The following is a 24,363-nucleotide window of genomic DNA, read 5'->3' on the forward strand; positions in this document are numbered from 1 at the left end:
GACTATCCTTATTAGTGTGCATAGCCCTCACTGTAAACAAAAACACGTCTGCAAACAAACTTTAATACGTACAGTTTTATAGGCATAAAAAAAGCGCAGTAAACTGCGCTAATCGGTTGGATTAAATCCTAAATACTAGCCAACAAGCGCCAGTAATATACCTGCGGCTACGGCACTTCCTAGCACCCCAGCTACGTTTGGCCCCATAGCATGCATAAGTAAAAAGTTATGTGGGTTATTCTCAAGCCCAACTTTATTAACTACACGCGCCGCCATCGGTACTGCCGATACACCCGCAGCACCAATTAAAGGGTTAATAGGTGTTTTAGAAAGCTTGTTAAGGCCTTTTGCCATAAACACACCCGACGCTGTACCAATAGCAAATGCCAACGCACCGAGCACCAAAATACCAATAGTTTCTACAGTTAAAAACTGATCGGCCGCTAGTTTAGAGCCCACTGCCAAACCTAAAAATATCGTGGTTATATTAATAATTTCGTTTTGGGCACTGTTACTAAGCCTATCTACAACACCAGACTCACGCATTAAATTACCTAAACAGAACATACCTACTAAGGGAATAGCCGCTGGTAAAAACATAGCGGTTAAGCTCAGTACCATTAAAGGAAATACTATTTTCTCTTTTTTAGATACTTTGCGCAGCTCTGGCATTTTAATAGCACGCTCATCAGGTGTAGTTAATGCGCGCATAATAGGCGGCTGAATAATTGGCACTAACGCCATGTAAGAATAAGCAGCAACCGCAATGGCACCTAGTAAATCAGGGGCAAGCTTTGATGCTAAAAATATAGCTGTAGGGCCATCGGCACCACCAATAATGGCAATGGCTGAGGCATCTTGTAAGCTAAATTCAAAGCCAGGTACATAGTTTAATAAAATTGCCCCAAACAAGGTGGCAAAAATACCAAACTGCGCGGCTGCACCCAGTAATAACATACGCGGGTTGGCAATAAGCGCACTAAAATCAGTCAGCGCCCCTACTCCCATAAAAATTAATAAAGGGAAGATCCCCGTATCAATACCTACGTAGTACACGTAATAAAGCAAACCACCTGGGTCAGAAAGCCCAGCAACCGGAATATTAGTCAGTATTGCGCCAAAGCCAATCGGCAGCAGTAATAGGGGTTCAAAGTTTTTAGCAATGGCTAAAAACAACAACAAAGACCCTACCGCAATCATTATTAAGCCAGGAAACGTAAAGTTAGCAATGCCGGTAGCATGCCAAAGGTTTAAAAGACCTTCCATTAAAGCTACTCCTACGCCATCGCTATAATTGCATCGCCCGTTGTCACAGCATCACCTTCAGACACTAAGACCTCAGCCACAGTACCTGAGTGCATTGCACGAACCTCGGTTTCCATTTTCATCGCTTCCATAATAACAACCACATCGCCTTCGTTTACGGCTTGGCCTGCTTTTACTTTTACTTTAAAAATATTACCTGCCAGTGGCGCATTCAGTGTTTCACCTGATGCAACCGATGCTGATTGTGGTAAGTGCTCTGAATCTTTTAGCGTTACCTCTTTAAGCTCGCCACCTTGCGCAACCACTACATCGTAAACTTTACCGTCAACTTTAACGCTGTATTGCTCAGCGCTAACACCTTTGCTACTTGCAGGTTTTGCTGCAGGTTTAGCGTTTGCATCATCAGCACTTGGCACTGCTTCAAAGGCATCTGGGTTGTTGCGGTTTTTAATAAATTTAAGGCCAACCTGTGGGAATAATGCATAGGTAAGCACATCATCTATTTGCTCATCAGCAAGTGTTAAACCTTGTTCTTGCGCTTCTTTTTGCAGCTCTGCTTCAAGCGATGCAAGCTCTGGGGCTATATTATCTGCAGGGCGACACGTAATAACCTCGCTGCCATCAAGCACTCGCTCTTGCAGCTCTTTGTTCATAGGTGCAGGTGTTAAACCATACTCGCCTTTTAAAACACCGGCGGTTTCTTTGGTAATTGTTTTATAACGCTCACCCGTAAGCACATTTAGTACTGCTTGTGTGCCTACAATTTGCGATGTTGGAGTAACTAGCGGAATAAAACCTAAATCTTCACGCACGCGTGGGATCTCAAGTAACACTTCATTTAGCTTATCTGCTGCGCCTTGCTCTTTAAGTTGGTTTTCCATGTTGGTTAACATGCCACCAGGTACTTGCGCGAGTAAAATACGGCCATCAACACCTTTAAGGCTCCCCTCAAAGGCAGCGTACTTTTTACGTACATCTCTAAAATAAGCCGCTATTTCTTCTAACTGGTTTAAATCTAATTCGGTATCGCGGGGCGTACCTTCAACAATCGCTACAATGGTTTCTGTAGCTGAATGACCGTAAGTCATACTCATTGAAGAAATTGCGGTATCAAGCATATCAATGCCCGCATCGATGGCTTTTTGATACGTAGCTGTACTTAAACCTGTGGTTGCATGGCACTGCATAGCAATAGGGATAGAAACGGTTTCTTTTAGCCCTTTAATAAGTTGCTCTGCATCGTATGGTTTTAATAAGCCTGCCATATCTTTAATACAAATAGAGTGACAACCTAAATCCTCTAGCTGTTTTGCAAGGGTTAACCACATATCAAGGGTATGCACAGGGCTTACAGTATAAGAAATAGTACCTTGTGCGTGTGCTCCTACTTTTACAGCCGCTTTAATTGCCGTTTCTAAGTTACGTACATCGTTCATGGCGTCAAAAATACGAAATACATCTACACCATTTTTGTGGGCACGCTCTACAAACTTTTCTACCACGTCATCGGCATAGTGGCGGTAACCCAATAAATTTTGCCCGCGCAATAACATTTGCTGTTTAGTATTGGGCATTGCTTTTTTAAGGGCACGAATACGCTCCCACGGATCTTCACCTAAATAACGAATACACGAATCAAACGTAGCGCCGCCCCACGACTCAATAGACCAATAACCGGCATCATCAAGTTTGCTAGCAATAGGGAGCATGTCATCTAAGCGCATACGGGTTGCAAGTAAAGACTGATGAGCATCGCGTAAAACAAGTTCTGTTAATTTTAATTTAGCCATGTGTGCCTCTTATTTATTATTTGATTTGTACTGAGCAATGGCAGCACTAATAGCAGCGATGTGCTCGTTTGGCACACCTTGAGATTTTAAAGATGGTGATTTAACCGGTATTGCAACTTCAGCCTCGTCAAAACGAGCAACCAAGTTAGACATGAGTGACACAGCACCAATCAATATTGAAAGAAATACAAACACGCCCACCATGCCCGTAAGCATCAAGCTACCTGCGGTTGTGAGTACAGCTCCTATATCCATTTTTCTCCCCCTGCACTATATAGCGATATAAAAAACCGCTTTATTTAAATAATTATTCACCGAATGATAACAAAACTTTTAACTTTGTCCACCACCTGTCAATTGGTAAAACCAATTAAAATTAAACTAACATACAGCCATAATAGTTAACATAGCTAATACAGGGTTAAATTGGCTTAGATATAGATGATAAAAATAACCGTTATAGGCAAAGGTTATATGGTTAAACCCAAAAAAACTTAAAAACTATAAAAAATAGTAAGTTAAACGGCAGGTAAAAAATCAGCTTGGGCTAAAATGTAAATTGGTCTTACCAAGACTAGTAAAGCAGCGCACAAAAAATATTTATTTTTTTACTCTCTTTACAATAGTGTGAATAAGTTACATCGTTAAACGTAAAACTTACCAATCCTAAATTTATAATCTTCGCCCAAAAACCATAACATATTGAAAATTAATAAAATTAAACTCTGGCACGCAACTGGCATTATTACTTTCGAACGAATTTGATAACCAAGGAGAAAACAATGTTACGCTGGACAATTACATTTTTAGTTATTGCTTTAATCGCTGCAGTGTTAGGTTTTGGTGGTATCGCAGGTGCCGCAGCTGGTATAGCAAAAATTATATTCTTTATCTTTTTAGTACTTTTAGTGATTTCTTTAGTTTCAGGTGCGCTGCGCGGTAAATCGCCCAGGTAGCTACTAACATACTTAAAACACTAAACAATCAACATATACAAGGAATTACATTATGAACTCAACAACTTTAAAAGCAGCACTAATCGCCGTATTTGCAGGTTTCTTTATGATGGGTTGTGAAGACAACCACGCAGAAGAAGCAGGTGAGCGTATTGATGAAGCAGTAACTGACGTGCAAAACTCTGTTGAAGATGCATGTGAAAATGTAAAAGAAGGCGTTAACGCAGAAGAAACTAACTGTTAATCTGTTTGGTAACGTAAAAAACGGCTTTTAATAAGCCGTTTTTTTTTGCGCTAATAAAAAGCGGCTTCTAACTCTTATAATGCATAGCCTACATTAACGGGTGTGATTTTTACGCTAGCTTGTTAAAATAGCGAAAACTATTACTTATTAGCAATTATGGCACTGACCACCACTTACACACTCGATAAACCCTACTACTACGAATGCTTTGACGAGTCCCACTCTTATAGTAAAGCAGCTAAGCCAAAGTATTTTTTGCTGGCATTACTGGTGTGCTTAGGTTTAATTAGTATTTACGCTATGGACGATCATTACCTAGGTACATTTTTAATAATGCTGGGTGTATTAGAATGCGTTGCCTTTTATTACCGTAGGCCTTGGTGGGTTACGCGCCAAATGTTTAGTCGTGCTTCGGGCTCAACGGTTACTCTTTCATTTACCGATGACGCTATTAGCACCGAGAACCACTATAAAAGCCATACATTTAAGTGGGCAGAAATAACCCATATCATTAAAACTAACCACGGCTACTTAGTACACCATAATAAAGGTATGCAATATATTTCTAGCAGTGTATTAACCGATGAAATGCGCGATTTTATAAACAAAAAAGCCACTCAGTGAGTGGCTTTTGGTATAGCTAAGTGCATTACTCAGCTAAGTATACGAGTTGATTAAGCATTGCCCGGATTAGGGTTAGACTTTTCAGCTTGTATACGCATGTAAATCTCTTCACGATGCACTGAAACGTCTTTAGGTGCGTTAACACCAATTCGAACTTGATTTCCTTTAACACCTAATACAGTAACAGTTACTTCGTCACCAATCATTAGGGTTTCACCTACTCTACGAGTTAGTATTAGCATTCTCTTGCTCCCATGTTCCAATAAATTATAAGATTCCGCTTGACCATTTTAATGAAAAATTGATTGAAAAGTAAGTAAAAACTCCCAAACTATCCATTTTCTGTTAAAAATTCTGAGTGTAACGCTCTTACTGCTAGTTCTAAATACTTCTCGTCAATTAAAACCGATACCTTGATTTCAGACGTCGATACTAAAACTATGTGTATGCCTTCTTGCGCCAATGCATCAAAAAATTGATGCGCTACACCACTGTGAGACTTCATTCCTATGCCAACAGCCGACACTTTTGCAACTGTTGTATCACTAGAAATGCTATCAGCCTGCAGATTTACCTGTTGTTGAGTTAGTAAATCGTGTGCTTGCAAATAGTCATTTGAATGCACAGTAAAGGCATAGTCTATTTTTTCAAAGTTATGATTAACTTGACTAATCATATCTATTTCGATGCCATTTTCTGCAAAAAGTTTCAAAATTTTTGTAAGAGAATGAACACAGTATGGTACGCCATGTACCTTTATCAAGCATTCGTCACGATTAAACGCAATCCCCGACACAACCTTAGTTGGCATATCGCTCTCCTCAAAACTTATTAGCGTTCCTTCATCGGGCTCAAAACTCGAAAGCACCCTTAGCGGCATTTTATGATTACCAGCCGACTCAACAGCACGAATATGCAATACTTTTGCGCCTAAGCTTGCCAGCTCTAGCATTTCGGCAAACGTTACATGGCGCATTCGCTGTGCGTTTGGTTCTACACGAGGATCAGTAGTGTATACGCCATCAACGTCGGTATAGATCTGACATTCATCGGCTTTTATTGCCGTGGCTATTTCTACCGCAGAGGTATCGGTGCCGCCGCGTCCAAGGGTTGTAATATTGCCCTCTACATCGCGCCCCTGAAAACCGGCAATAATCGCAACCCGATTATGCTCAAGCTCATGCTTTAAACGCGTCGCAGCAACCTCTTCAATACGGGCTTTACCAAACATGTTATCGGTTTGAATATTAACCTGATCGGCTAGTAGGCTTACAGCCGAATGGCCACGTTTTATAATAGCCATAGCAAGGAGCGAAACAGAAACCTGTTCTCCAGTGCTAATAAGTACGTCTAATTCTCGGCTACTCGGGCGAGTATCTATTTGCTTGGCGAGGTTAATTAAGCGGTTGGTTTCTCCCGACATGGCCGAAAGAACCACAACCACTTGATGACCTTGCTGCTTAGTTTTAACAACAAGGTCGGCGACCGCTTCTATTCGCTCAATAGAGCCAACCGAAGTGCCGCCAAACTTTTGGACAATAAGTGCCACGTAAGCTTAAACTTTCTCGCTTACCCAGGCTGTCACGCTTTCAAGCGCGGCGTTTAGGTTTTCTGGCTGTGAACCACCCGCTTGTGCCATATCAGGACGACCGCCCCCTTTGCCGCCTACTTGGCCTGCCATGTGGTTTACAAGCTCACCGGCTTTAACTTTACCGGTTAAATCTTTCGTTACACCGGCAATTAGGCTTACTTTTTCGCCGCTGGCAACACCCAATGCAATAACACCTGAGCCAATCTTGTTTTTAAGATCGTCAACCATACCACGAAGCGCTTTAGATTCAGTTCCTTCAACGTTTGCCACTAATAGCTTAACGCCATTAATTTCAACAATCGAATCAAGTAAAGACGCACCCGCTGCACTGGCTAGCTTATCGTTAAGCTGTGCAATTTGCTTTTCAAGGCCTTTAGACTTTTCAAGAAGCGCAGTTACTTTTTCAAGTACCGATGCGCTATCACCTTTTACCAGCGCTGCTACATCGTTTAGCTGTTTTTCTTGCTCGCTTACATACGCCACTGCATCTGCGCCTGTTACAGCTTCAATACGGCGTACGCCTGCAGCAATACCGCTTTCAGATACAATTTTAAATAAGCCAATATCACCCGCGCGCTCTACGTGCGTACCGCCACACAGTTCAATTGAGTAATCGCCAATGGTTACTACGCGTACTTCATCGTCGTACTTTTCGCCAAACAGCGCCATTGCCCCTTTTGCTTTAGCGTCATCAATCGCCATAAGCTCAGTGTTTAGGGCAAAGTTACGACGAATTTCATCGTTAACTACACGCTCAATTTCACGTAGCTCGTCTTTAGTAACAGCTTCAAAGTGCGAGAAGTCAAAACGTAAACGCTCAGGCTCAACCAGTGAGCCTTTTTGGCTTACGTGTTCACCTAATAGTTGGCGCAGTGCTTCGTGTAAAATATGCGTAGCTGTGTGATTTTTCTTAATGCGTTCACGGCGTGCATCATCAATAGTGGCATCTACTTTATCGTTAACCGCAATGCGCCCTTGTACGCTACCGTGGTGCGCAAACGCATTACCCAGTTTAGTAGTGTTAGTCACTGTAAACTCACCACCTGCAACAGTAATGGTACCGGTATCACCTGTTTGGCCACCAGATTCTGCATAAAATGGCGTATGATTAAGTACAACAATGCCTTGTTGGCCGTCTTCTAAAATAGAAACCGACTCACCATTTGCAAAAACTTCTACTACTGTAGCGCTATGATGTGTGCTGTCGTAGCCTTTAAACTCAGTGTGTTTTTCTGACTTTAATTGCTCGTTGTAATCGGCACCAAATTTACCCGCTTGCTGCGCTGTTTTACGCTGTACAGCCATGCACTCTTCAAAGCCTGCATGGTCTATTGTCATTTGGCGTTCACGGGCTACATCGGCCGTTAAATCAGCAGGGAAACCATAGGTGTCGTATAATTTAAATACTAAATCACCAGGAATAACATCGCCTTTAAGCTCGCTTAGGCTTTCTTCTAAAATAGCTAAGCCACGCTCAAGGGTTTTACCAAATTGTTCTTCTTCAATGCGCAGTACTTTTTCGATAATTTCTTGCTGCTTTGCAAGCTCTGGGTAGGCTTGGCCCATTTGTTCAATAAGCGCTGCAACCAGTTTATAGAAAAACGCACCTTGTGCACCAAGCTTGTTACCATGGCGTACTGCACGACGAATAATACGACGCAATACATAACCACGGCCTTCGTTTGATGGCATAACACCATCAGAAATTAAAAACGCACACGAACGAATATGATCCGCAACAACGCGTAGCGACTTATCGTTTAAATCTTGTGCGTTAGTTACACTTGCCGCAGCTGCAATTAAGCCTTGGAACAAGTCGATTTCGTAGTTTGAATGCACGCCTTGTAAAATAGCAGCAATACGCTCAAGGCCCATACCTGTATCAACAGATTGTTTAGGCAGCGGCTCCATAGTACCGTCGCTTTGACGGTTGTACTGCATAAATACAAGGTTCCAAATTTCGATAAAGCGGTCGCCATCTTCTTCAGGTGAGCCCGGAGGACCGCCCCAAATGTGCTCACCGTGATCGTAAAATATTTCAGAACACGGGCCACACGGGCCAGTATCGCCCATTGACCAAAAGTTATCTGAGGTAGCAATACGAATAATACGATCTTCGCTTAGGCCAATATCATTGTGCCAAAAGCCAAATGCATCTTCATCGTCGTGGTAAATAGTAACAAGTAGTTTTTCTTGTGGTAATTTAACAACCTCAGTTAAAAACTCCCACGCAAACTTAATAGCGTCTTGTTTAAAGTAATCGCCAAAACTAAAGTTACCTAGCATTTCAAAAAATGTATGGTGACGCGCTGTGTAACCTACGTTTTCTAAATCGTTATGTTTACCACCAGCACGCACACAACGCTGTGCACTAGTAGCACGCGTGTAAGGGCGAGTTTCGGCGCCTAAAAACACATCCTTAAAAGGAACCATACCGGCATTGTTAAATAACAACGTGGCATCGTTACCCGGAATAAGTGAAGCCGATTGGACAATTTGGTGCTGTTTGCTGGCAAAAAAGTCTAAAAACTGTTGCCTAAGTTGTGCCGTAGTCATGTGCTGCATGTGAAAATCTCACCTGTATTTACTGTGCTTGCATTGCAAAATCAATTTGTTCGTAGCTAAATCCTCGGTACATTAAGTAGCGCACGCGCTTAGCTTTATCTTTGTACTCGAGGTTGGCCGGTGTAGTTGAATACTTTTTGTTGTACGCTTCCTGCGCAAGCTCAAACCAGTCTATTTCAAGCTCTTCAACCACTCTTTCAAGTAGTGAACGGTCAATCCCTTTGCCTATGGCTTCGCTTTGAATGCGCTTTAAGCCATGGCCTTTAAAAATGTGTTTTCTGACAAACCCTTCGCAATAGCGTTGCTCGTTAATAAAATTGTGCTCTTCGCACCAATTAAGCAGGGTTTCTATAAACTCGTCGCTGGCTTCTTTTTGCTGAAGCTTAAAGGTTAACTCGCGGCGCGAATACTCTTGGCGCCCAAGTAACCACAGTACATAGTTTTTAAGCTTTTGTTTTAACTTATCATCCATTAAGCGTCAAAGCGCCCGCTTTGTTCACTGCTAAGTGGTTTAACATTGCTATCGTCACTTGGCGGTACAACTGGCATAAAAATAGCCTGATAAGATACAAAGAAACTAATGTAGCAAATTGGCATTAAAATCAACAGCGGTAAGAACGATAAGAACATAGAAAGCGCCATAAATAACACACAAATAATGCCAAAAACACTCAATGCGAACAGGTTATGATAAAAAACCAATAGCGAATTTTTAAGCGCCGTTAAAATGCGTTTTTCTTTACTAAAATAAATAAGCGGTACCGCGTAAGCAAACGCCATTAAATACACCGCCATTGCCACTAAAAATAGCACCACACTGGCGCCCGAAATACTATTTAAGGTTTGCTCAAGCGCAATGTTAGGATCAAGCCCCTCTTGGCTCATAATAGCCACCGCATCGGCAAATAGGCCATTAGCTAATAAGGCCATTAAAATACCCGCCCCCATTTGGTAAAGCGCTAAACGTAGTAGTCCTAAACGGTTACCTTTTGCGCTAAAGGGTTTGAGTATGTCGGCCAGCATAATTTTACCGCCCTGCTGCTTGCTAAGCACCGCTTGGTAAAAACCGGCGGTTAAAAAAGGCGTAGCAAGTGCCGCAACAACTTGCAGCAAAGGTAAAAATAACGACAGTATGCCCACTATGCCTATTAATAAGTGCATAACTACAAAGGTAAATGGCTGGGTTTTAAAAATATGCCAACCGGCTTTAAACCACTTTAGCCCGGCATCGGCTTTAAAAATTCGTAATTCGTTAGACATACTGGCTCTTAAATTAAACAAAACACGCCAAGTATAACTTGGCGTGAGGGGGGATTAACAGACACTACATGATTAAATAGTTAAGGTTTTTTAATTTTTTTAATATCTAACATATGTGCGCCGTGTTTTATTTTGGTTTCTAGGTAAGCTTTGTTACCTGTAAGGCCTGCTTTAATGTGCGCGTGGGTACCAATAACGGTGTCTACTTCAATGCCGGCATCTTTTAATGCATTAAGCTTTTTAGGGTTATTGGTCATTAATTTAACGTGGCTTAAATTAAGTGCGTTGAGCATTAATACCGCGTCCGAAAAATCACGTAAGTCGTCAGCAAAACCTAAGTGATTATTAGCCTCGTAAGTGTTCATACCTTGAGATTGCAGCACGTAAGCATCAATTTTATTATATAAACCAATACCTCGGCCCTCTTGGCGTAAATACAATAACACCCCGCCTTGCTCGTGCATCATTTCAATACACTCATTTAACTGCTCGCCACAATCGCAGCGCGATGAATGAAACACATCACCGGTTAAACACTCAGAGTGCATGCGAATAAGCGGCACATTTTGATTTACATCAGCATTGTTAAATACAAACGCAACGTGTTCTTGGCCGTCTTTTAAGCCACTAAAAGACACTATTTCTGCGGGAATATCACTATTTTTGCCAACATTAAGCTGGGCTCTTGCTCTTACTTGCGCCACGACAAATCCAAATAATTAAATAACTACGACACCATAAGGTGATAATATCACAAATGTTTAAAGTTAGATCGTAGTACACTAGGTTTATGGCAAATATATGGCGATTGCACAGCCTATTTTCAATCTTAATATGCAATAAACTCCCACTACCTAGGGCTATTTCCCCAAAACAATGACAAACTTGAACGCATTTGCTATTTTAATTTTATTACTTTTACCACGCTGCTTACACATTAAGTTAATACACCGCACCTATAAAAAGCTAAAACGGTGTTACCTAGTTATCTCAGCAGGCACTATTAGTACAGTATAATGACGAAAGTTAGTTACAGCTTAGTGCACATGGGTATTAGGTAATTAGTTAGTTTTATAAGCAAGTGTCCACGCAAAAGATAATGAAAACCATTATCACTTGTGGTATTTTGTTTCTATATTGAACACTAATAGGGATTATTATGAAAGCACAACACCTCGCCTTAGTTATCGGATTAACCTTTACGGCTTTTGCAAGCCAGGCCAATGCAAGCCAAGTAAGCGATGATAAAGCCGCCTTTTCTGATGCATACCAAAGTTATTTAACGGCTGTTAAAAAAGACGAAAACATAGAGCAAGCAGCTAAACATGCCTATATTACAGGCCTTGCGCTTTATGGTGATAAAAGTGATAACACCGCAAGCCTTGCTATTAATTACGCCAAAGCAATTACAGCGCCGCGCTCTATCAACGACAAAAAAAATGTATCAGAGCAACGCTTCGAACTTTACTCGCAAGCCTATACAATACTGGCAAATAACCACGGTAAAAATGCAATAGAAACAATCGATGCCCTAATAGGCAAGGCTGAAAACACCCGCTCGGCCTATCAAGCCGATAACGATTACGACCGTATAATTGAAATAGCTAAAACACAAAACAACCCTAAATTTGTTGCCGACATGCAGTTTGAAGCAGCCTCGCTGCTTGCCAAAAAATTTGCTCATAAAAAATACCATAAAGCTAAAACGCTACTTAACCAAGCCGATGACTACTACCGTAATAACCTAGACGACAACACCGTAGAGCGCATTAAAGCCGACTTTTTAATGGCGTCGTTTGCTCAAGGTAAGAAAAAATACAATGAAGCCATTGAACGACTAAACCATGTTGTATCGGTATTTGATAACAACTTAAGCTTTGATCACAGCGCTGAGCTTACTGCGCACTCAAAGCTTGTTAACCTTTACGAAAAAACAGGCCAAAGCGAACAAGCCACTAAGCATTGTTTAGCAATTGCTAAAATGGTGCCGTGGAAAAAAACACAAGAGCAAACACCTATATACCGCAAAAACCCTGAGTACCCACAAAACAAAGCACGCCAAATGCGAGATGGTATTGTCGTTGTTGAATTTGACGTAGATACCGCAGGCTTTGTTAAAAACCCAGAGGTAGTTAGCTCACAAGGGGGGAAAGAGTTTGAAAGGTCGGCACTTACGGCACTTAAAAAATGGCGTTATGCACCAAAATTTGAAGACGGCCAACCCGTTGTTGCAAGCACTCAAGTACAGCTCGACTTTAAAATAGCCAGATGACACGCAAGGTATTATAGCGTCTTTTTGTTCAGGTAGCTTTATTCAAAGCTTTGCGAGTATTTTATCGCTCGCGGCTTCAATTAAATCGAGCACATTTTCAAAGCCATCATCGCCGCCGTAGTATGGGTCGGGTATGGCGCTTTGGCTTTGCTCGCCGTATTCTAAAAACAATGCCAGCTTGTAATGTAAGTGGGTGGGGCATTGCGCTTTTAAGTCAGCTAAGTTTTGTGTGTCGGCCGCTAAAATTAAATCAAACTCAGTAAAATCGCTGCTGCGAACTGGGCGCGAAAATATACCTTTAAAGCTATAACCGCGTTTTTCGCCTGCAGCCATTGAGCGGCTATCTGGCGTTTTACCTTCGTGGTAGCCAATAGTCCCTGCCGAGTCGACTTTTACCTCAACGCCTAATTTTTTAGCACGCGCTTTTAACACCGCCTCTGCTGTGGGCGAGCGGCAAATATTACCTAAACACACTATCAGTACTTTTTTCATTAAGGCTCCTTTAGCTAATTTAACCACCTAGGCTTTAAAACTGTTTTAATATAGCCTCGTTATAGTCATCGGCATTTAAAGTCAGGTTATACTTGGCCGCCACACTATCAAGCTCCGCTTGTTTTATAGCTAACTCATCCATAGTAATGGTGTTATCGTCAAGCTGCCATAAAAGCCGTGAGCCCGCATAACTATAATGAATCGCTAATAATGCATCGGCATTACCCTCGCGCCCTGCCGCTTTTAGCTTTGGCATTTTGCGGGTTATTTTATTAAGCGCTTGTTTTAGCTCCCACACGTACACCACTTCGGTCATAAAACTATGGGTACGGTATTTATTTAACAGCCAGCCAATGGCCAAACTTGTTATAACAACACCGGTTAAATTCCAATGAAAATGGCTCCCGCTTTCATCAGGAAACAACGCAATTAACGTTTGCGATATAGCCAAGCTGCCAACAGCTAAACCCGCCGCACACCCTATAATTACCCTATTTAAATGTTTGCGGTAACGTGCTTTATCTATTTGTATGAGTTGCATAACAGCCTAAAAAATTAATAAGTAAAAATATAGCGAACGCTATTGTAACTAAACCCCGCAATTTTTATAAAATTATTTAACCCCTTTTTGATTTGCCCCCCGTTATAGCTTTTAAACAACCCAATAAGTTTACTCGGAGCGGCTTATGCACACACTTGAAGTACCCAATAATTCAGCATTTATTAAAACATCAACCGCCGTTATTGGCGGCGCAGTAATGACCTTTGCCGCCTTTGCATTTATGCAATACCTAATTAGTGGCGAGCAGCGCGCACCTATAAAACTCGGCGACGATATTATTGTAGAGATTTTTCAGGCACCAGAGGATTCACAAGTAAGGCATATACAAAAAATACAGCCACCACCGCCTGTACCAAAAACGCCGCCTAAAGCACCACCAATAGATACCTCAAACGACCCTGTAATAGCGATTAACGAATTAACACCAATCACTATTGATGATTTTGGAGATGATATAAATAGCACGATTAACCGCCCAACAGGCGATGCAACACCCATAGTGCGCATAAATCCAAAATACCCAACATCTGCTGCGCGCAATGGCATAGAAGGCTGGGTACAACTGAGCTTTAGTATTTCGCCCACCGGCGAAGTAATAAACCCAGTGGTAATAAACGCCGAGCCCAAACGCACCTTTGACCGCGAAGCAATAAGAGCCATAAAACGCTGGAAATATCGCCCCAAAGTAATAGAAGGTGTGGCACAATTACAAACAGATCAAACCGTACAGCTCGATTTTAAATTAGATAACTCTATTTAACGGACTAAACGCCTATGCTACTCAGTATTAAGTCATGGTTATTTGAAACGCCAAGCAAGGATTGCATGGCAAGTTACGCAAAAAGTGGCGACAACCGCTACTTAGAGCAGCTTATTGCCTTATACAGTAACGATTTATATCACTACCTAGTGACGCAATCTAATACGCATTTAGCATACGACGTAAGCCAACAAACCTGGCTAAAAGTAATCGAAAAACGCCACCTTTACCAAGCGCAAACCACGCCAAAAGCGTGGTTATTTAAACTCGCGCGCAACACATTAGTAGACGAATACCGCAAACAACAGCGCTTTGTAGAGCTTGACGAAAACACCCACCTACCCGCGCAGCAAAATGAGCAAGGTAATAACAACAGTATTAGCAATATAAATTACCAAGCGTTCGATAGCGCACTCAAGCAACTGAGCTTTGTGCAACGCGAAGCCATTACCTTACAACAAGAAGGCTTTAGCCTTGCCGACATAGAGCTTATAACGCAAAGCAACCATGAGAGCGTAAAAACAAGGCTGCGCTATGCCAAGCAAAACCTTAAACGTTTATTAGGAGCAAACAATGAACAAGCCTGATGAGCAGTTTGATCAAAAGCTCACTCAACACTACAAAGAGCGAAAAGCACGCACTACACTCAGCGCTTCCCAACAAAAAGCGTTACTTAATAATGCCAGCCATAAAAAGCCCTCAAGGCTTAGTTTTACGCTACAGTTAACCAGCCTTGCCTGCGCACTGGGCGTATTCGCATTTATTGTATTTGATAACAGCAATGGCATTAACTACGCACCTAAAACGGTGCTTAACACTATCGATATTCACGACTACTCAATTATTAAAACCCACGAAATAACCCCATCGGGCAGTTACACAAGCGCCATTACCGAGCAAAAACACGCACTCGATACTCAGCACGCTAATAGCTTGCGCTTACACCAACAACGCCACATAGAATACGGCACGCTCGTAAAGGTTGATAACGACTGGTACATAGCCAGCTGTAATGACGAGGTACTGGTACAAATTAAGCAGTCACTGCTCAGTGATTTAAAGGGTAAACATGCGGTAGAAAGTGGTCTAAATACGGGTGATATGCTGGCTATGGCGCATAACGGTAAAGGGCAGATTGTAGCACTTAAACATGCGGGTGCTGGAGTTAGGCAGTGTGGGGCTTAGGTAGTTTAGCTCAGTTAATGTTGGTGGTAATTTAGATATTTATTACCACCGAGAACACAGAGGCGCTTCGCGCTGCACAGAGGGAAAATCACTATATAGCTAACTTTATTCACCTTCATTAACAAAAGCTTTAAATAATACTCTATAAAAACTAGAAGACAGCCGAATCTTCATCTGGATTTTTGTTTACAGCAGGTATAGTCATTTCTGAAAATACGGTTTTTAACGCATTTGATGTCATTTCACTTTGAATTTTATCACAGTTTATTTCAGCTTTAGTTTTCGTATTTCGGGGTATAAAATTAACCTTATGTTTTTTTAAACAACGAAATACCTTGTCAGTATAAGGTTCATCAATTAACAGGTCTTTTAGGTATAATTGATAAAGTAATAGCCAATAACTATCTTTTTCATAGTTATCATCACCAGCAATTATAGTATTCGCAAATTCAACTATCATTGCGTTGAAGTCATGCATCTCTAGTAGCAAAGTAATTGCAACGCAATCACCACTCGCAATGACCTTTTCAGCAGTTTCCTTTTTTGGTATGACGTTATTAGTTAGCATTGTATGAAGAGGCCAAGACATGCCATCAGACCTGAACTTATCAGCATTTTCTTGTATTATTACATTTAATTGCTGTTCAAAAACCCCTGCATTTATTTCTGCTTTTTCTAATAGCTTATCGAATAGCGGAAGTAAAACTGGATAATGCCAAGCAAGGTTCAAAAGAGCTTCCAATAAACTTATATCCGCATTTTCATCTAAATAATTAATGATTAACGACGTTGCGTACTTTAATACACTTCCATCTGGCGTGCTTTTATTAATTCCAATAGCTTTATTTAAAAACGTAAGCGCTTCGTCAGCAGAAATTTTTGGCTCGTTTTCTCCTGCGTTACCTAAACGGCTTGGTAATGCACTTTTTAAATCTAACACCCACTCATCTTCAAAAGCTGCTGGTAATTCTATTATTGATGTTTTCTTTAAGTTTAGTGTTAACTTAAAAATAGCGAGAGAGTTGGCTAAATCTTGAATGAAGTTTTGAGCGTCTTCGCTAGTCACGCAGTAGCAAGTATAATCATCAATGTATCTATGGAACTCATAACCTTTATCTTTTAAGGATTCATCAACTTTGCCTAAGATTAACTCGCTCACAATACTAGAGGCTGCAGAACCTATTGGTATTCCCTGAGTTTCATTACGCTTAGTTTTTCGTTGGTAGGTATCTAAACGGTTAAACCACTCTTTGCTTTTTTGTTGTGCTTTAGCCTCTTTAACTCCAACAGCAGCCCATGCAATTGAATGAGAATAAATACTATTAAAACAGTTAGCTATATCAGTGTGAACTCTAAATCGTTTTGCAAAAGAAGAAGTATGGGAGCGACTAATTTTTACGAATGGCTCTTCGTAATTCATTACAACTAATCGCTTTTCACTTTGGTGAAACTCAGGCTTAATTATACTATTTTCGTTCTCAGTAACACATTTCAGCTCCCCCCAATTATCATGTATACACTTGGCTAGTGATGAGTAAGCTCTAGGATGGACAAGTCCCAGTACTCTAGGCACGTTATTATATCTTGTAGCCTTATATTCAACTAAGTCGTAACCAGATCTGCCATTAGACTCTTCAAGCTTAGAAATAGCCTCTGCCACCTCTGGTGTAAATTGCCTCGTATCGAGACTCGGTGGTAACTCACCTATATTAGCTCGTTGATTTGGAAAATAGTTGTATCTAGTGAGAGCCTCATATAAAGATCTCTTATCATCTGTATCACCAAGAATTTGACTCATATCATTCCTTTGTATTTATTATCTCGTTAGTTTATTTGAAACCGCCCTAGGTAAAAGAAAATCCTTAAAGGCTACTGCTTTAAAAGTCGTTGTTCTGGATTGTGTAAGTACTTTAGGCCGATGGTCACTATACGTGTATGTACCATTGTTATAACGCGTAGTTGAACATTACCAATAACCACAATTGAGCCTTTACTGATTTCTCCTGAGAGCTTTTGGTTGATCACCTCTTCCAAGCTTATGCCCTCTGGCGCGTCTATTTTCATGTGATATGAGTAAAATATATCGCCTACTAGCGTAACCCCTTTCACTTTAAGTTCGTTGCGCGCTAAGTAACTATCTTGGTGGTTTGTTTTATCGGTTGCTGTAAAAACTAAATCAACAAAAGGTCTGTTAGCGGGTTTTAAAACAACAAATAAATGATCGTTTGGTTTTAATTTAGTTGAGCCGCGTGGCGGTATGATTGAAGGCCCTCGTGTGATCATGGCTACAACTACACTTTCTGGCAGTGCAGCATGTGATAAACTGCGCCCAGAAACCCGAGAAACCTCACTTAACGTGTACTCTACAATTTCTATATCAATATCATTTAGGGCGGTAATTTCGAGCGTTGCAGCTGCTAAATCGGGTGGCGGCTCTATTAAACTTAACTTTTTAGCCATCCAAGGCATAGTTGAGCCTTGCAACGTGGCCGAGATTAACACCACGAAAAAAACCACATTAAAAATAAGCTCCGCCCCTGAAAGGCCAAACAACAGTGGGAATATAGCTAAAATAATCGGCACTGAGCCTCTTAGCCCCACCCAAGATACAAATAATGTTTCACGATTATTAAAGCCAAATAATTTTAAAATTGGCGCTACCGCTAGTGGGCGAGCAACAAAAATAAGTGCCAGTGCAATTAACAACCCTTCTAGCCATACATCAACCAACGACGAGGGATTAATTAAAAGCCCTAACACAACAAACATGGTTATTTGCCCAAGCCACGCTAAACCATCGTGAAAAAGAAAAATGCCGCGTTTATATACAAATTTACTGTTACCTAAAATAACGCCGGTTATAAATACAGCTAAAAAGCCACTGCCGCCAAGCGTTGCAGAAAGGCCAAAAGAAAGCAGCCCAAATGCGGTTACCATTACTAAATACAAACCTGATGCATTTAATTTTATTCGATTAATAAACCACACCGACACCTTACCAATTAAAACCCCACAAACGGCGCCTACGCCCATTTGCTGGGCAAATAACTGCAGTAAACCCAGCCCTATTGGCATGTCGTTCACTAGCATTTCGAGCAAACCAACCGTTAAAAAAATAGCCATTGGGTCGTTCGAGGCACTTTCTATTTCAAGGGTTGATTTAAGCTTTTTATTTAAGTGAATACCGGCGCTACGTAAAAGTGCAAATACGGCAGCGGCATCTGTAGAGCCCACAATAGCGCCCAGCAAAACGCCTTGTAATACGGGTAAGTCTAAATATAAGTGGCGACAAGGCCGGTAATTACAGCCGTTAATAGCACCCCAACCGTTGCTAAAGCCGAAGCAGGTTTCCACACTTGTTTAATAGAGCTGGTTGGCGTTTGTAGCCCACCATCAAATAGAATAATAGCCAGTGCTAACGTGCCCAGAGCATGCGCCGCCTCTGCGTTATCAAATGATATACCTGCAATACCGTCTTCACCTGCAAGCATGCCCACCAGTAAAAATAGCACCAGCACGGGTAAGCCAACGCGCGCAGATAGCTTACTCGAGATAACCCCTAGTAAAATTAAAATGGCACTAACAAGAATGATATTATCTATTACAAACATAGTGTGGGTTTACAGCCTTGTATAAGTTAAAAAGTAAGAATTTATAGCTATTAAAAAGCTTAAAGCTCATGCCATACAATAACCTAAAAAATATAAATACGGGTACTTAACTGCATATTTAAAACAAAAAAGCCTGCGATTAAGCAGGCCTTTGAGTATTTAAACGGGCAAATTTTACAACACTATTATGCTTGTTACTAAGTACGCTATAAACGTCAGTGCGCCGCCAAATAACGCATACGGTAGCTGCGTTTTAACGTGGGTGAGTAAGTCACACCCCGAGGCGAGTGCCGATACGGCGCTGGTGTCGGATATAGGCGAGCAGTGATCGCCAAATATACCGCCGCCTAAAATAGCGCCTACCACCAGTGAAGGTGGCAAACCGAGCGCTTGAATAAGCGGTACGCCAATAGGAATAAGTATGGCAAATGTGCCCCACGAGGTACCCGTAGTAAACGACATAACCGCGCCGGTTAAAAACAGCACTGGTACAATTAAGTAAATAGGTAGGTAATCGCCCACTAGTGATGCGACAAATACGCCCGTGCCTAGCTCTTTTAAGCTTGCGCCCAGTGTAAGTGAAAGCAATACAATGCTCACCAGCGGTAATAACTCGCCCATGCCTTTAAAGCCGGTGTCGACTAATTGATGGTGAGTAAATTGGCGCGAGCTAATCATTAAAACATATGCAACCACAATGGCTAATACCGTTGCGTATAAAACCGATTTAGAGCCGCTGCCTTCTGCAAGTACGCCGTTGCCGGTGTAAAACATAAAGCCTACCATGCTCACAATTAAGGTAAGTAATGGCACGAGCATGTAACGCGCTTTAGAGCCTTTTACTTCTTCTTTTAGATCAGTTTTTTGCAGCTCTAGCTTTTGCTCGGCTTCTTTCATTGGGCCGTGTACTTTATCAAACGCGATAGTGTAAAACACAATGACTAGCGTGATAATGGCGTAAAAGTTGTACCCTACGCTGCCCCATAAAATAGAAACCGCCGATTCGCTTAGCTCGTAATTGCCAAGTAAACCCAGTACAAATGCGCCCCAACCGTTAAGTAATATTAAAATACACACCGGTGCACTGGTGCTATCAATAATATAAGCAAGACGCGCTCGGCTCATTTTAAATTTGTCGAACAAGCCACGCGATACAATACCTGAGGTTAATACGCTGAGGTTTGACTCTATAAATACCGCGATGCCGGTAAACATGGTTAAAAAGCCAACTTGGCGCTTACTTTTTGCAATGCCTTTATTCATTAGCATATTAACGGTGGCTGCTACGCCGCCTGATTCGCGTATGTAGGCAAGCAAGGCACCAATCATAATACTAAATATTAAAATGCGAGTATTACCCGGCGAGCTGGCCACCGATATTATGCGCTCAATGGTATTTAAAAATGTAGCAAATAAGGTATTACCCTCGCCTTGTATAGCGAGTAAAAATTCTGACGAAGCCACGGCCACCAAAAGTGCCATTATTACTTCTTTTCGCCAAAATACGATAGCGATAGCAATGAGCGGCGGTAATATAGAATACCAAGACATAAATTAACCTTTATTAATAGCGAAGTGCGTTCGCTTTATTCACGTTGAAACGCTTATTTTACAGGCCGTTTTAAAAATGTGGCCTGAATTTGTAAACCGCTTAGCTTAATGGATTGGCTTAGTTAAGTCACCTGCAAATAAATCACTTAAGGCACTGCACTTAGGCCGTTTTAGCCTAAACGATAATTTATTGATTTAGTAGTGCTTCGTAAATAAGCGATACCACCGAGCCATATTGCGCGGTCTCGTATTGTTTGCCCAAAAACTGGTAATGTTTTTGGCTTCCTTTTATTTTTGTGTGCCGCGCATTGGTCAATAAAATAATGGCTAAATCGTAGGTTGGATCAATAACCGTTACTGTGCCCGTCCAGCCGGTGTGACCATACGCTTGTGCACTTGCATAAGGGCCAAAATGCCAACGCCTAGCTTGGTTGTTACCTGCAAGCCTAAAGCCTAGGCCATAGGTTTCGTTGTTTAATAGTGGCGTTACAAACTGCGCTAAGGTTGATGCGCTAAATAACTGGGTATTGCCAAAGCCACCTTGGTTTAATAGTACTTGGCAAAGCACAGCTAAATCGGGTGCATTACTAAATAAACCGGCATGCCCTGCTACGCCATCAAACGAATAAAATGCTCGCTCGTCGTGCACTTCGCCTTGCAAAACATTAGTACGAATATTATCAAAGGTAATACGGCCATCACGGGTATTGCCGCTAAGCTCGGTTGCTGCAAATTCAGCGCGTTTAAAGCCCTTTTTAAGTGGGTTAAATACCGTATTGGTCAGTTTAAGTGGGGCGTAAATGTGTTGCTCTAGGTAGTCATCAAGTGGTTGCCCGGTTATACGCTCAACCAGTACGCCTAAAATCATGTAATCAATATCGGAGTAAACGGCTTGTGCGGGGTATTTATTGCTCAGCGGCACTTGCGTAAGTAACAGCTGCTTTGTGGTTTGGCTATTTTGCGAAAAATACACATCGCCATTTTTAGCACCTTTACGATGAAAATCAAACACAGGCGGGTACCCCGCTGTATGCGTAAGTAAATTTTTAACTGTGCGCAGCTCGCGGCCATCACCTTTGTATTCGGGTAAGTAACTTTGTACGGGCTTGTTTATATTTAAAAGCCCTTCGCTTACAAGTTTCATAAGGGCAAAGTTAGTGGCAAATATTTTGGTGTTAGAGGCTAAATCAAACAGAGTATGTGTTTGCATTGGCTCTGGGCGTAGTAGCATTAAATCACTTTGCTGGTACTGTTTGGCATCGCCATAGGCACTAAGCTTTATGAGTTCGCCACTTTTAATAACAGCCAATACCGCACCAGGAAAACCAGCTTGTATGTCTTTTTCAATAAGGGCATCGACCTGGCTAAAGTCTATATTACTTTGCGCAGCGGTATTTAAGGTTGGAAACTCAAAGCGCAAGGTAAGGCTTGCGCCTTTAGGTTTAATATTTTCAACCTTAAACGTATTTACACCGTTGTGAGTGCGCCTTGCTAGCGAATACTCGTATAAAGTATTAGCGGCTAATTGGTTGGTAATATTAAGCTTTTGGTTATTTATAAAAATATCGGCGCTTATCGCGTTATTATTTTGAATTAATAACTGCCCTCGCCCTTTATACGCTTTAAATGTGCCACGGTTATTTACGTACTCACGGCTGCTTGGGTTAGCCTCAGGAAAAGTGACAATAACTTGGGCGTTTGGAAGCGTTACTAATTTGCTTTGCTTAAGCTCACTTGCTGTAAACTCATTTGGCTTATTTGCCGTACTGCACGCTACAAGAGTCGCGCTAACAAGTGCCAATAAAGCCTTTTTAAAACAGCTGCTTAATTTTTTTTTATTACTAAAGCCATTTATACCCCTTACTTGTACAGCAAATACGGCGCTCGTTGCTTTTTAAATGCTGCAAGCCCTTGCTGCCAACTTTGTTTTATTTGCCGCTCTGATTGCCCTGCTTCAATAGCTAAACGTAGTTTGTTAGTGCCAGCCAATTTATCCATAAAATCAGCGCGTTCAAAAAAGGTAATATTGTTTTCAGTTAATTTATTATAAGCCGTTACTAAGTAACTTAAATCAAGCCCGCGCGTGTTTGCTGTGCGTAAATCGAGCCCTTTTACAGGGGTATTTTTAAATTTAGGGTTTGCTGCCGCCCCTTTTATCGAGCGCGGTGTAAAACTAAAATTCCCAAGCGCAACGGGTGAGTAGCCAATTACTTGAAACGCAAAGTCGGTGCCTCTGCCAATACTTACAGGGGTTGCTTCAAAAAAGCAAAGCGACGGATACAGCGCAATTGATTGATCGTTCGGTAAATTAGGGCTGGGTTTTACAGGTAAATTGTAGGATGTTAAGCGCGTGTAATGATCAACTGGGATCACAGTAAGCTTTAAATCAGCCGCTTTATTGATCCAGCTTTCGCCTTTGATCATTTTAGCAAGCTCGCCTACCGTCATGCCGTGCAGCACGGGGATTGGGTGCATACCTACAAACGATTTAAATTGGCGCTCAAGTATTGGCCCATCAACGTAGGCAATATTGGGGTTTGGCCTATCAAGCACAATAAACTCAATACCTTGCTCGGCTGCGGCTTCCATCATGTAATGCATAGAGCTTATGTAGGTATAAAAGCGCACGCCCACATCTTGTATATCAAAAATAATAACATCTACTTCGCTCAGAGCCTCAGCGCTTGGTTTTTTGTTTTTACCATAAATAGAAATAAGCGGGACACCGGTTTTACTATCAACCGCATTTTTAACATGGGCACCAGCGTCGTGATCGCCTCTAAAGCCATGCTCAGGTGCAAAAATTTTGGTTATGGTTATATTTTTAGTGAGTAAAGCATCAACCAAATGAGTATTTTCGACAAGCGATGTTTGATTTACCACAAGGCCAACACGTTTATTTTGTAGCTGCGGCAAATAATGTTTGTATTGAGCAGCGCCAACAATTGGCGTTGTTTGAGCTGTGTGAGCGTGCGCGCCCACATTAAAAATAGTGATAAATAGTAAAACAAAGGTGATGAATACAGCTTTAAACATACAGCAAGTTCCTTTTAAACAAGGTGTTTAAAATACCACAGCTTAAGTTAAAGAGCAGTGAATGGTTTTGAGCTGTACGTAAGTAATTAGAAGCTGCGCTTCTAACGTGAGCAAGCTCTACGTCTACGCTGAAATTTTTAGCTGAGGTGTTTGTTTGGCTTAACTGATAGCTGATAGCTGAAAACTTTCTCAAAATTCAGACACAAAAAAACCGACTTTTGTCGGCTTCTTTTCTATTAACTTAAGTAGTAATAGAAAGTGGTGGGCGCAGGAGGATTCGAACCTCCGACCGCCTGGTTCGTAGCCAGGTACTCTATCCAGCTGAGCTATGCGCCCACTTTCATTAGTTACTTNGACCGCCTGGTTCGTAGCCAGGTACTCTATCCAGCTGAGCTATGCGCCCACTTTTACTGTTTGCTTATTTATACTCTAAGCAGAGTGTGTAAAAAGTGCTGGAAGCAGGACGTATCTTGTAAGAATGAACCTCCGACCGATTTGGTTTTAAACCAAACACTTTAACTTATTTATACTCTAAGCAGAGTGTGTAAAGAGTGGTGGGCGCAGGAGGATTCGAACCTCCGACCGCCTGGTTCGTAGC

The 24,363-nt window shown here is 41.6% G+C and carries 22 protein-coding genes, 1 tRNA gene and 1 pseudogene; 7 read left to right on the forward strand and 17 right to left on the reverse strand.

Annotated features, from left to right (window positions below; all coding sequences use genetic code 11):
* Nucleotides 1-135: 135 nt before the first annotated feature.
* The 3 genes from AN390_RS12305 to AN390_RS12315 are packed head-to-tail and all read right to left on the reverse strand — an operon-like array spanning nt 136 to nt 3,311.
* Nucleotides 136-1,266 carry a sodium ion-translocating decarboxylase subunit beta gene (locus AN390_RS12305; protein WP_055254815.1) on the reverse strand — a complete coding sequence of 377 codons (1,131 nt, stop codon included), beginning with the start codon at nt 1,264-1,266 and terminating at the stop codon, nt 136-138.
* 11 nt (nt 1,267-1,277) lie between these two features.
* Nucleotides 1,278-3,056, reverse strand: coding sequence for a sodium-extruding oxaloacetate decarboxylase subunit alpha (gene oadA, locus AN390_RS12310; protein ID WP_055254817.1), 1,779 nt, complete (start codon nt 3,054-3,056; stop codon nt 1,278-1,280).
* A 9-nt stretch (nt 3,057-3,065) separates the two neighbouring features.
* On the reverse strand, nt 3,066-3,311 hold the full coding sequence (locus AN390_RS12315) for an OadG family protein (RefSeq protein WP_024031602.1): 246 nt from the start codon (nt 3,309-3,311) through the stop codon (nt 3,066-3,068).
* A 527-nt stretch (nt 3,312-3,838) separates the two neighbouring features.
* On the opposite strand from AN390_RS12315, the gene AN390_RS19660 reads away from it, so the two are divergent.
* From AN390_RS19660 to AN390_RS12325, 3 genes are all read left to right on the forward strand, one after another.
* On the forward strand, nt 3,839-4,012 hold the full coding sequence (locus AN390_RS19660; protein WP_002961939.1) for a DUF1328 domain-containing protein: 174 nt from the start codon (nt 3,839-3,841) through the stop codon (nt 4,010-4,012).
* 52 nt (nt 4,013-4,064) lie between these two features.
* Nucleotides 4,065-4,256: a hypothetical protein gene (locus tag AN390_RS12320; protein ID WP_004587517.1), complete on the forward strand. Its 192-nt coding sequence runs from the start codon at nt 4,065-4,067 to the stop codon at nt 4,254-4,256.
* 156 nt (nt 4,257-4,412) lie between these two features.
* Nucleotides 4,413-4,880, forward strand: coding sequence for a YcxB family protein (locus AN390_RS12325; RefSeq protein ID WP_004587516.1), 468 nt, complete (start codon nt 4,413-4,415; stop codon nt 4,878-4,880).
* Nucleotides 4,881-4,930: 50 nt separating this feature from the next.
* On the opposite strand, the gene csrA is transcribed toward AN390_RS12325, so the two are convergent.
* The 6 genes from csrA to ribA form a co-directional block, all read right to left on the reverse strand.
* A complete protein-coding gene (gene csrA / locus AN390_RS12330; RefSeq protein ID WP_004587515.1) occupies nt 4,931-5,122 on the reverse strand; it encodes a carbon storage regulator CsrA in 192 nt (63 codons plus the stop codon).
* Nucleotides 5,123-5,211: 89 nt separating this feature from the next.
* Nucleotides 5,212-6,429: an aspartate kinase gene (locus tag AN390_RS12335; RefSeq protein WP_055254819.1), complete on the reverse strand. Its 1,218-nt coding sequence runs from the start codon at nt 6,427-6,429 to the stop codon at nt 5,212-5,214.
* A gap of 6 nt (nt 6,430-6,435) precedes the next feature.
* Nucleotides 6,436-9,036 (reverse strand): alanine--tRNA ligase, encoded by a 2,601-nt coding sequence (gene alaS / locus AN390_RS12340; protein WP_055254821.1) that lies wholly within the window; start codon nt 9,034-9,036, stop codon nt 6,436-6,438.
* Between the two features lie 19 nt (nt 9,037-9,055).
* Nucleotides 9,056-9,508, reverse strand: a complete 453-nt coding sequence (locus AN390_RS12345) for a regulatory protein RecX (protein WP_004587512.1) — start codon at nt 9,506-9,508, stop codon at nt 9,056-9,058.
* Complete coding sequence (locus AN390_RS12350) at nt 9,508-10,296, reverse strand: BPSS1780 family membrane protein (RefSeq protein WP_004587511.1); 789 nt, start codon at nt 10,294-10,296, stop codon at nt 9,508-9,510. Before AN390_RS12350 ends, AN390_RS12345 begins: the two co-directional genes overlap by 1 nt.
* Before the next feature lie 80 nt (nt 10,297-10,376).
* Nucleotides 10,377-11,000 carry a GTP cyclohydrolase II gene (ribA, locus tag AN390_RS12355; protein ID WP_024031598.1) on the reverse strand — a complete coding sequence of 208 codons (624 nt, stop codon included), beginning with the start codon at nt 10,998-11,000 and terminating at the stop codon, nt 10,377-10,379.
* A 455-nt stretch (nt 11,001-11,455) separates the two neighbouring features.
* Between ribA and AN390_RS12360 the strand changes: the two genes are divergently transcribed.
* On the forward strand, nt 11,456-12,568 hold the full coding sequence (locus AN390_RS12360; protein WP_055254822.1) for an energy transducer TonB: 1,113 nt from the start codon (nt 11,456-11,458) through the stop codon (nt 12,566-12,568).
* A gap of 42 nt (nt 12,569-12,610) precedes the next feature.
* Here AN390_RS12360 and AN390_RS12365 read toward each other — a convergent pair whose 3' ends face one another.
* Both AN390_RS12365 and AN390_RS12370 read right to left on the reverse strand, forming a co-directional pair.
* Entirely contained in the window at nt 12,611-13,060 is a 450-nt protein-coding gene (locus AN390_RS12365; protein ID WP_024031596.1) for a low molecular weight protein-tyrosine-phosphatase, read from the reverse strand.
* 34 nt (nt 13,061-13,094) lie between these two features.
* Complete coding sequence (locus AN390_RS12370; protein WP_055254824.1) at nt 13,095-13,601, reverse strand: DUF3087 domain-containing protein; 507 nt, start codon at nt 13,599-13,601, stop codon at nt 13,095-13,097.
* 145 nt (nt 13,602-13,746) lie between these two features.
* Here AN390_RS12370 and AN390_RS12375 point away from each other — a divergent pair, with 145 nt between their 5' ends.
* The 3 genes from AN390_RS12375 to AN390_RS12385 are packed head-to-tail and all read left to right on the forward strand — an operon-like array spanning nt 13,747 to nt 15,567.
* Complete coding sequence (locus AN390_RS12375) at nt 13,747-14,382, forward strand: energy transducer TonB (RefSeq protein WP_024031594.1); 636 nt, start codon at nt 13,747-13,749, stop codon at nt 14,380-14,382.
* A gap of 14 nt (nt 14,383-14,396) precedes the next feature.
* Nucleotides 14,397-14,969: a sigma-70 family RNA polymerase sigma factor gene (locus AN390_RS12380; RefSeq protein WP_024031593.1), complete on the forward strand. Its 573-nt coding sequence runs from the start codon at nt 14,397-14,399 to the stop codon at nt 14,967-14,969.
* Nucleotides 14,956-15,567 carry a hypothetical protein gene (locus tag AN390_RS12385; protein ID WP_055254826.1) on the forward strand — a complete coding sequence of 204 codons (612 nt, stop codon included), beginning with the start codon at nt 14,956-14,958 and terminating at the stop codon, nt 15,565-15,567. The genes AN390_RS12380 and AN390_RS12385 overlap by 14 nt, the downstream gene beginning before the upstream one ends.
* Nucleotides 15,568-15,718: 151 nt before the next feature.
* Here the strand turns inward: AN390_RS12385 and drt4 are convergent, their stop codons facing one another.
* The 6 genes and pseudogenes from drt4 to AN390_RS12420 all read right to left on the reverse strand — a co-directional run bounded on the left by drt4 (nt 15,719) and on the right by AN390_RS12420 (nt 24,101).
* A complete protein-coding gene (drt4, locus tag AN390_RS12390; RefSeq protein ID WP_055254828.1) occupies nt 15,719-17,365 on the reverse strand; it encodes an antiviral reverse transcriptase Drt4 in 1,647 nt (548 codons plus the stop codon).
* A 71-nt stretch (nt 17,366-17,436) separates the two neighbouring features.
* A pseudogene (locus AN390_RS12395) lies at nt 17,437-19,178 on the reverse strand (potassium/proton antiporter).
* A 174-nt stretch (nt 19,179-19,352) separates the two neighbouring features.
* Nucleotides 19,353-20,729 (reverse strand): Na+/H+ antiporter NhaC family protein, encoded by a 1,377-nt coding sequence (locus tag AN390_RS12400; RefSeq protein ID WP_029773935.1) that lies wholly within the window; start codon nt 20,727-20,729, stop codon nt 19,353-19,355.
* Between the two features lie 187 nt (nt 20,730-20,916).
* Complete coding sequence (gene pbp4b, locus AN390_RS12405) at nt 20,917-22,530, reverse strand: penicillin binding protein PBP4B (RefSeq protein ID WP_236695098.1); 1,614 nt, start codon at nt 22,528-22,530, stop codon at nt 20,917-20,919.
* A gap of 59 nt (nt 22,531-22,589) precedes the next feature.
* Complete coding sequence (locus AN390_RS12410) at nt 22,590-23,765, reverse strand: exo-beta-N-acetylmuramidase NamZ domain-containing protein (RefSeq protein ID WP_055254832.1); 1,176 nt, start codon at nt 23,763-23,765, stop codon at nt 22,590-22,592.
* 259 nt (nt 23,766-24,024) lie between these two features.
* Nucleotides 24,025-24,101: transfer RNA gene (locus tag AN390_RS12420), tRNA-Arg, on the reverse strand.
* Nucleotides 24,102-24,363 lie beyond the last annotated feature (262 nt).

The sequence above is a fragment of the Pseudoalteromonas sp. P1-11 genome, assembly GCF_001399995.1.
Classification (GTDB): domain Bacteria; phylum Pseudomonadota; class Gammaproteobacteria; order Enterobacterales; family Alteromonadaceae; genus Pseudoalteromonas; species Pseudoalteromonas atlantica.

Bases quoted from the DNA above. Each gene is read 5' to 3' on its own strand.
- AN390_RS12360 (WP_055254822.1), top strand. From the start codon at position 11,456: ATGAAAGCACAACACCTCGCCTTAGTTATCGGATTAACCTTTACGGCT.
- AN390_RS12410 (WP_055254832.1), bottom strand. From the start codon at position 23,765: ATGTTTAAAGCTGTATTCATCACCTTTGTTTTACTATTTATCACTATT.
- AN390_RS12345 (WP_004587512.1), bottom strand. From the start codon at position 9,508: ATGGATGATAAGTTAAAACAAAAGCTTAAAAACTATGTACTGTGGTTA.
- AN390_RS12365 (WP_024031596.1), bottom strand. From the start codon at position 13,060: ATGAAAAAAGTACTGATAGTGTGTTTAGGTAATATTTGCCGCTCGCCC.
- oadA (WP_055254817.1), bottom strand. From the start codon at position 3,056: ATGGCTAAATTAAAATTAACAGAACTTGTTTTACGCGATGCTCATCAG.
- AN390_RS12305 (WP_055254815.1), bottom strand. From the start codon at position 1,266: ATGGAAGGTCTTTTAAACCTTTGGCATGCTACCGGCATTGCTAACTTT.
- AN390_RS12315 (WP_024031602.1), bottom strand. From the start codon at position 3,311: ATGGATATAGGAGCTGTACTCACAACCGCAGGTAGCTTGATGCTTACG.
- alaS (WP_055254821.1), bottom strand. From the start codon at position 9,036: ATGCAGCACATGACTACGGCACAACTTAGGCAACAGTTTTTAGACTTT.
- csrA (WP_004587515.1), bottom strand. From the start codon at position 5,122: ATGCTAATACTAACTCGTAGAGTAGGTGAAACCCTAATGATTGGTGAC.
- AN390_RS19660 (WP_002961939.1), top strand. From the start codon at position 3,839: ATGTTACGCTGGACAATTACATTTTTAGTTATTGCTTTAATCGCTGCA.
- AN390_RS12370 (WP_055254824.1), bottom strand. From the start codon at position 13,601: ATGCAACTCATACAAATAGATAAAGCACGTTACCGCAAACATTTAAAT.
- AN390_RS12375 (WP_024031594.1), top strand. From the start codon at position 13,747: ATGCACACACTTGAAGTACCCAATAATTCAGCATTTATTAAAACATCA.
- AN390_RS12320 (WP_004587517.1), top strand. From the start codon at position 4,065: ATGAACTCAACAACTTTAAAAGCAGCACTAATCGCCGTATTTGCAGGT.
- AN390_RS12325 (WP_004587516.1), top strand. From the start codon at position 4,413: ATGGCACTGACCACCACTTACACACTCGATAAACCCTACTACTACGAA.
- AN390_RS12380 (WP_024031593.1), top strand. From the start codon at position 14,397: ATGCTACTCAGTATTAAGTCATGGTTATTTGAAACGCCAAGCAAGGAT.
- AN390_RS12400 (WP_029773935.1), bottom strand. From the start codon at position 20,729: ATGTCTTGGTATTCTATATTACCGCCGCTCATTGCTATCGCTATCGTA.
- drt4 (WP_055254828.1), bottom strand. From the start codon at position 17,365: ATGAGTCAAATTCTTGGTGATACAGATGATAAGAGATCTTTATATGAG.
- AN390_RS12385 (WP_055254826.1), top strand. From the start codon at position 14,956: ATGAACAAGCCTGATGAGCAGTTTGATCAAAAGCTCACTCAACACTAC.
- AN390_RS12350 (WP_004587511.1), bottom strand. From the start codon at position 10,296: ATGTCTAACGAATTACGAATTTTTAAAGCCGATGCCGGGCTAAAGTGG.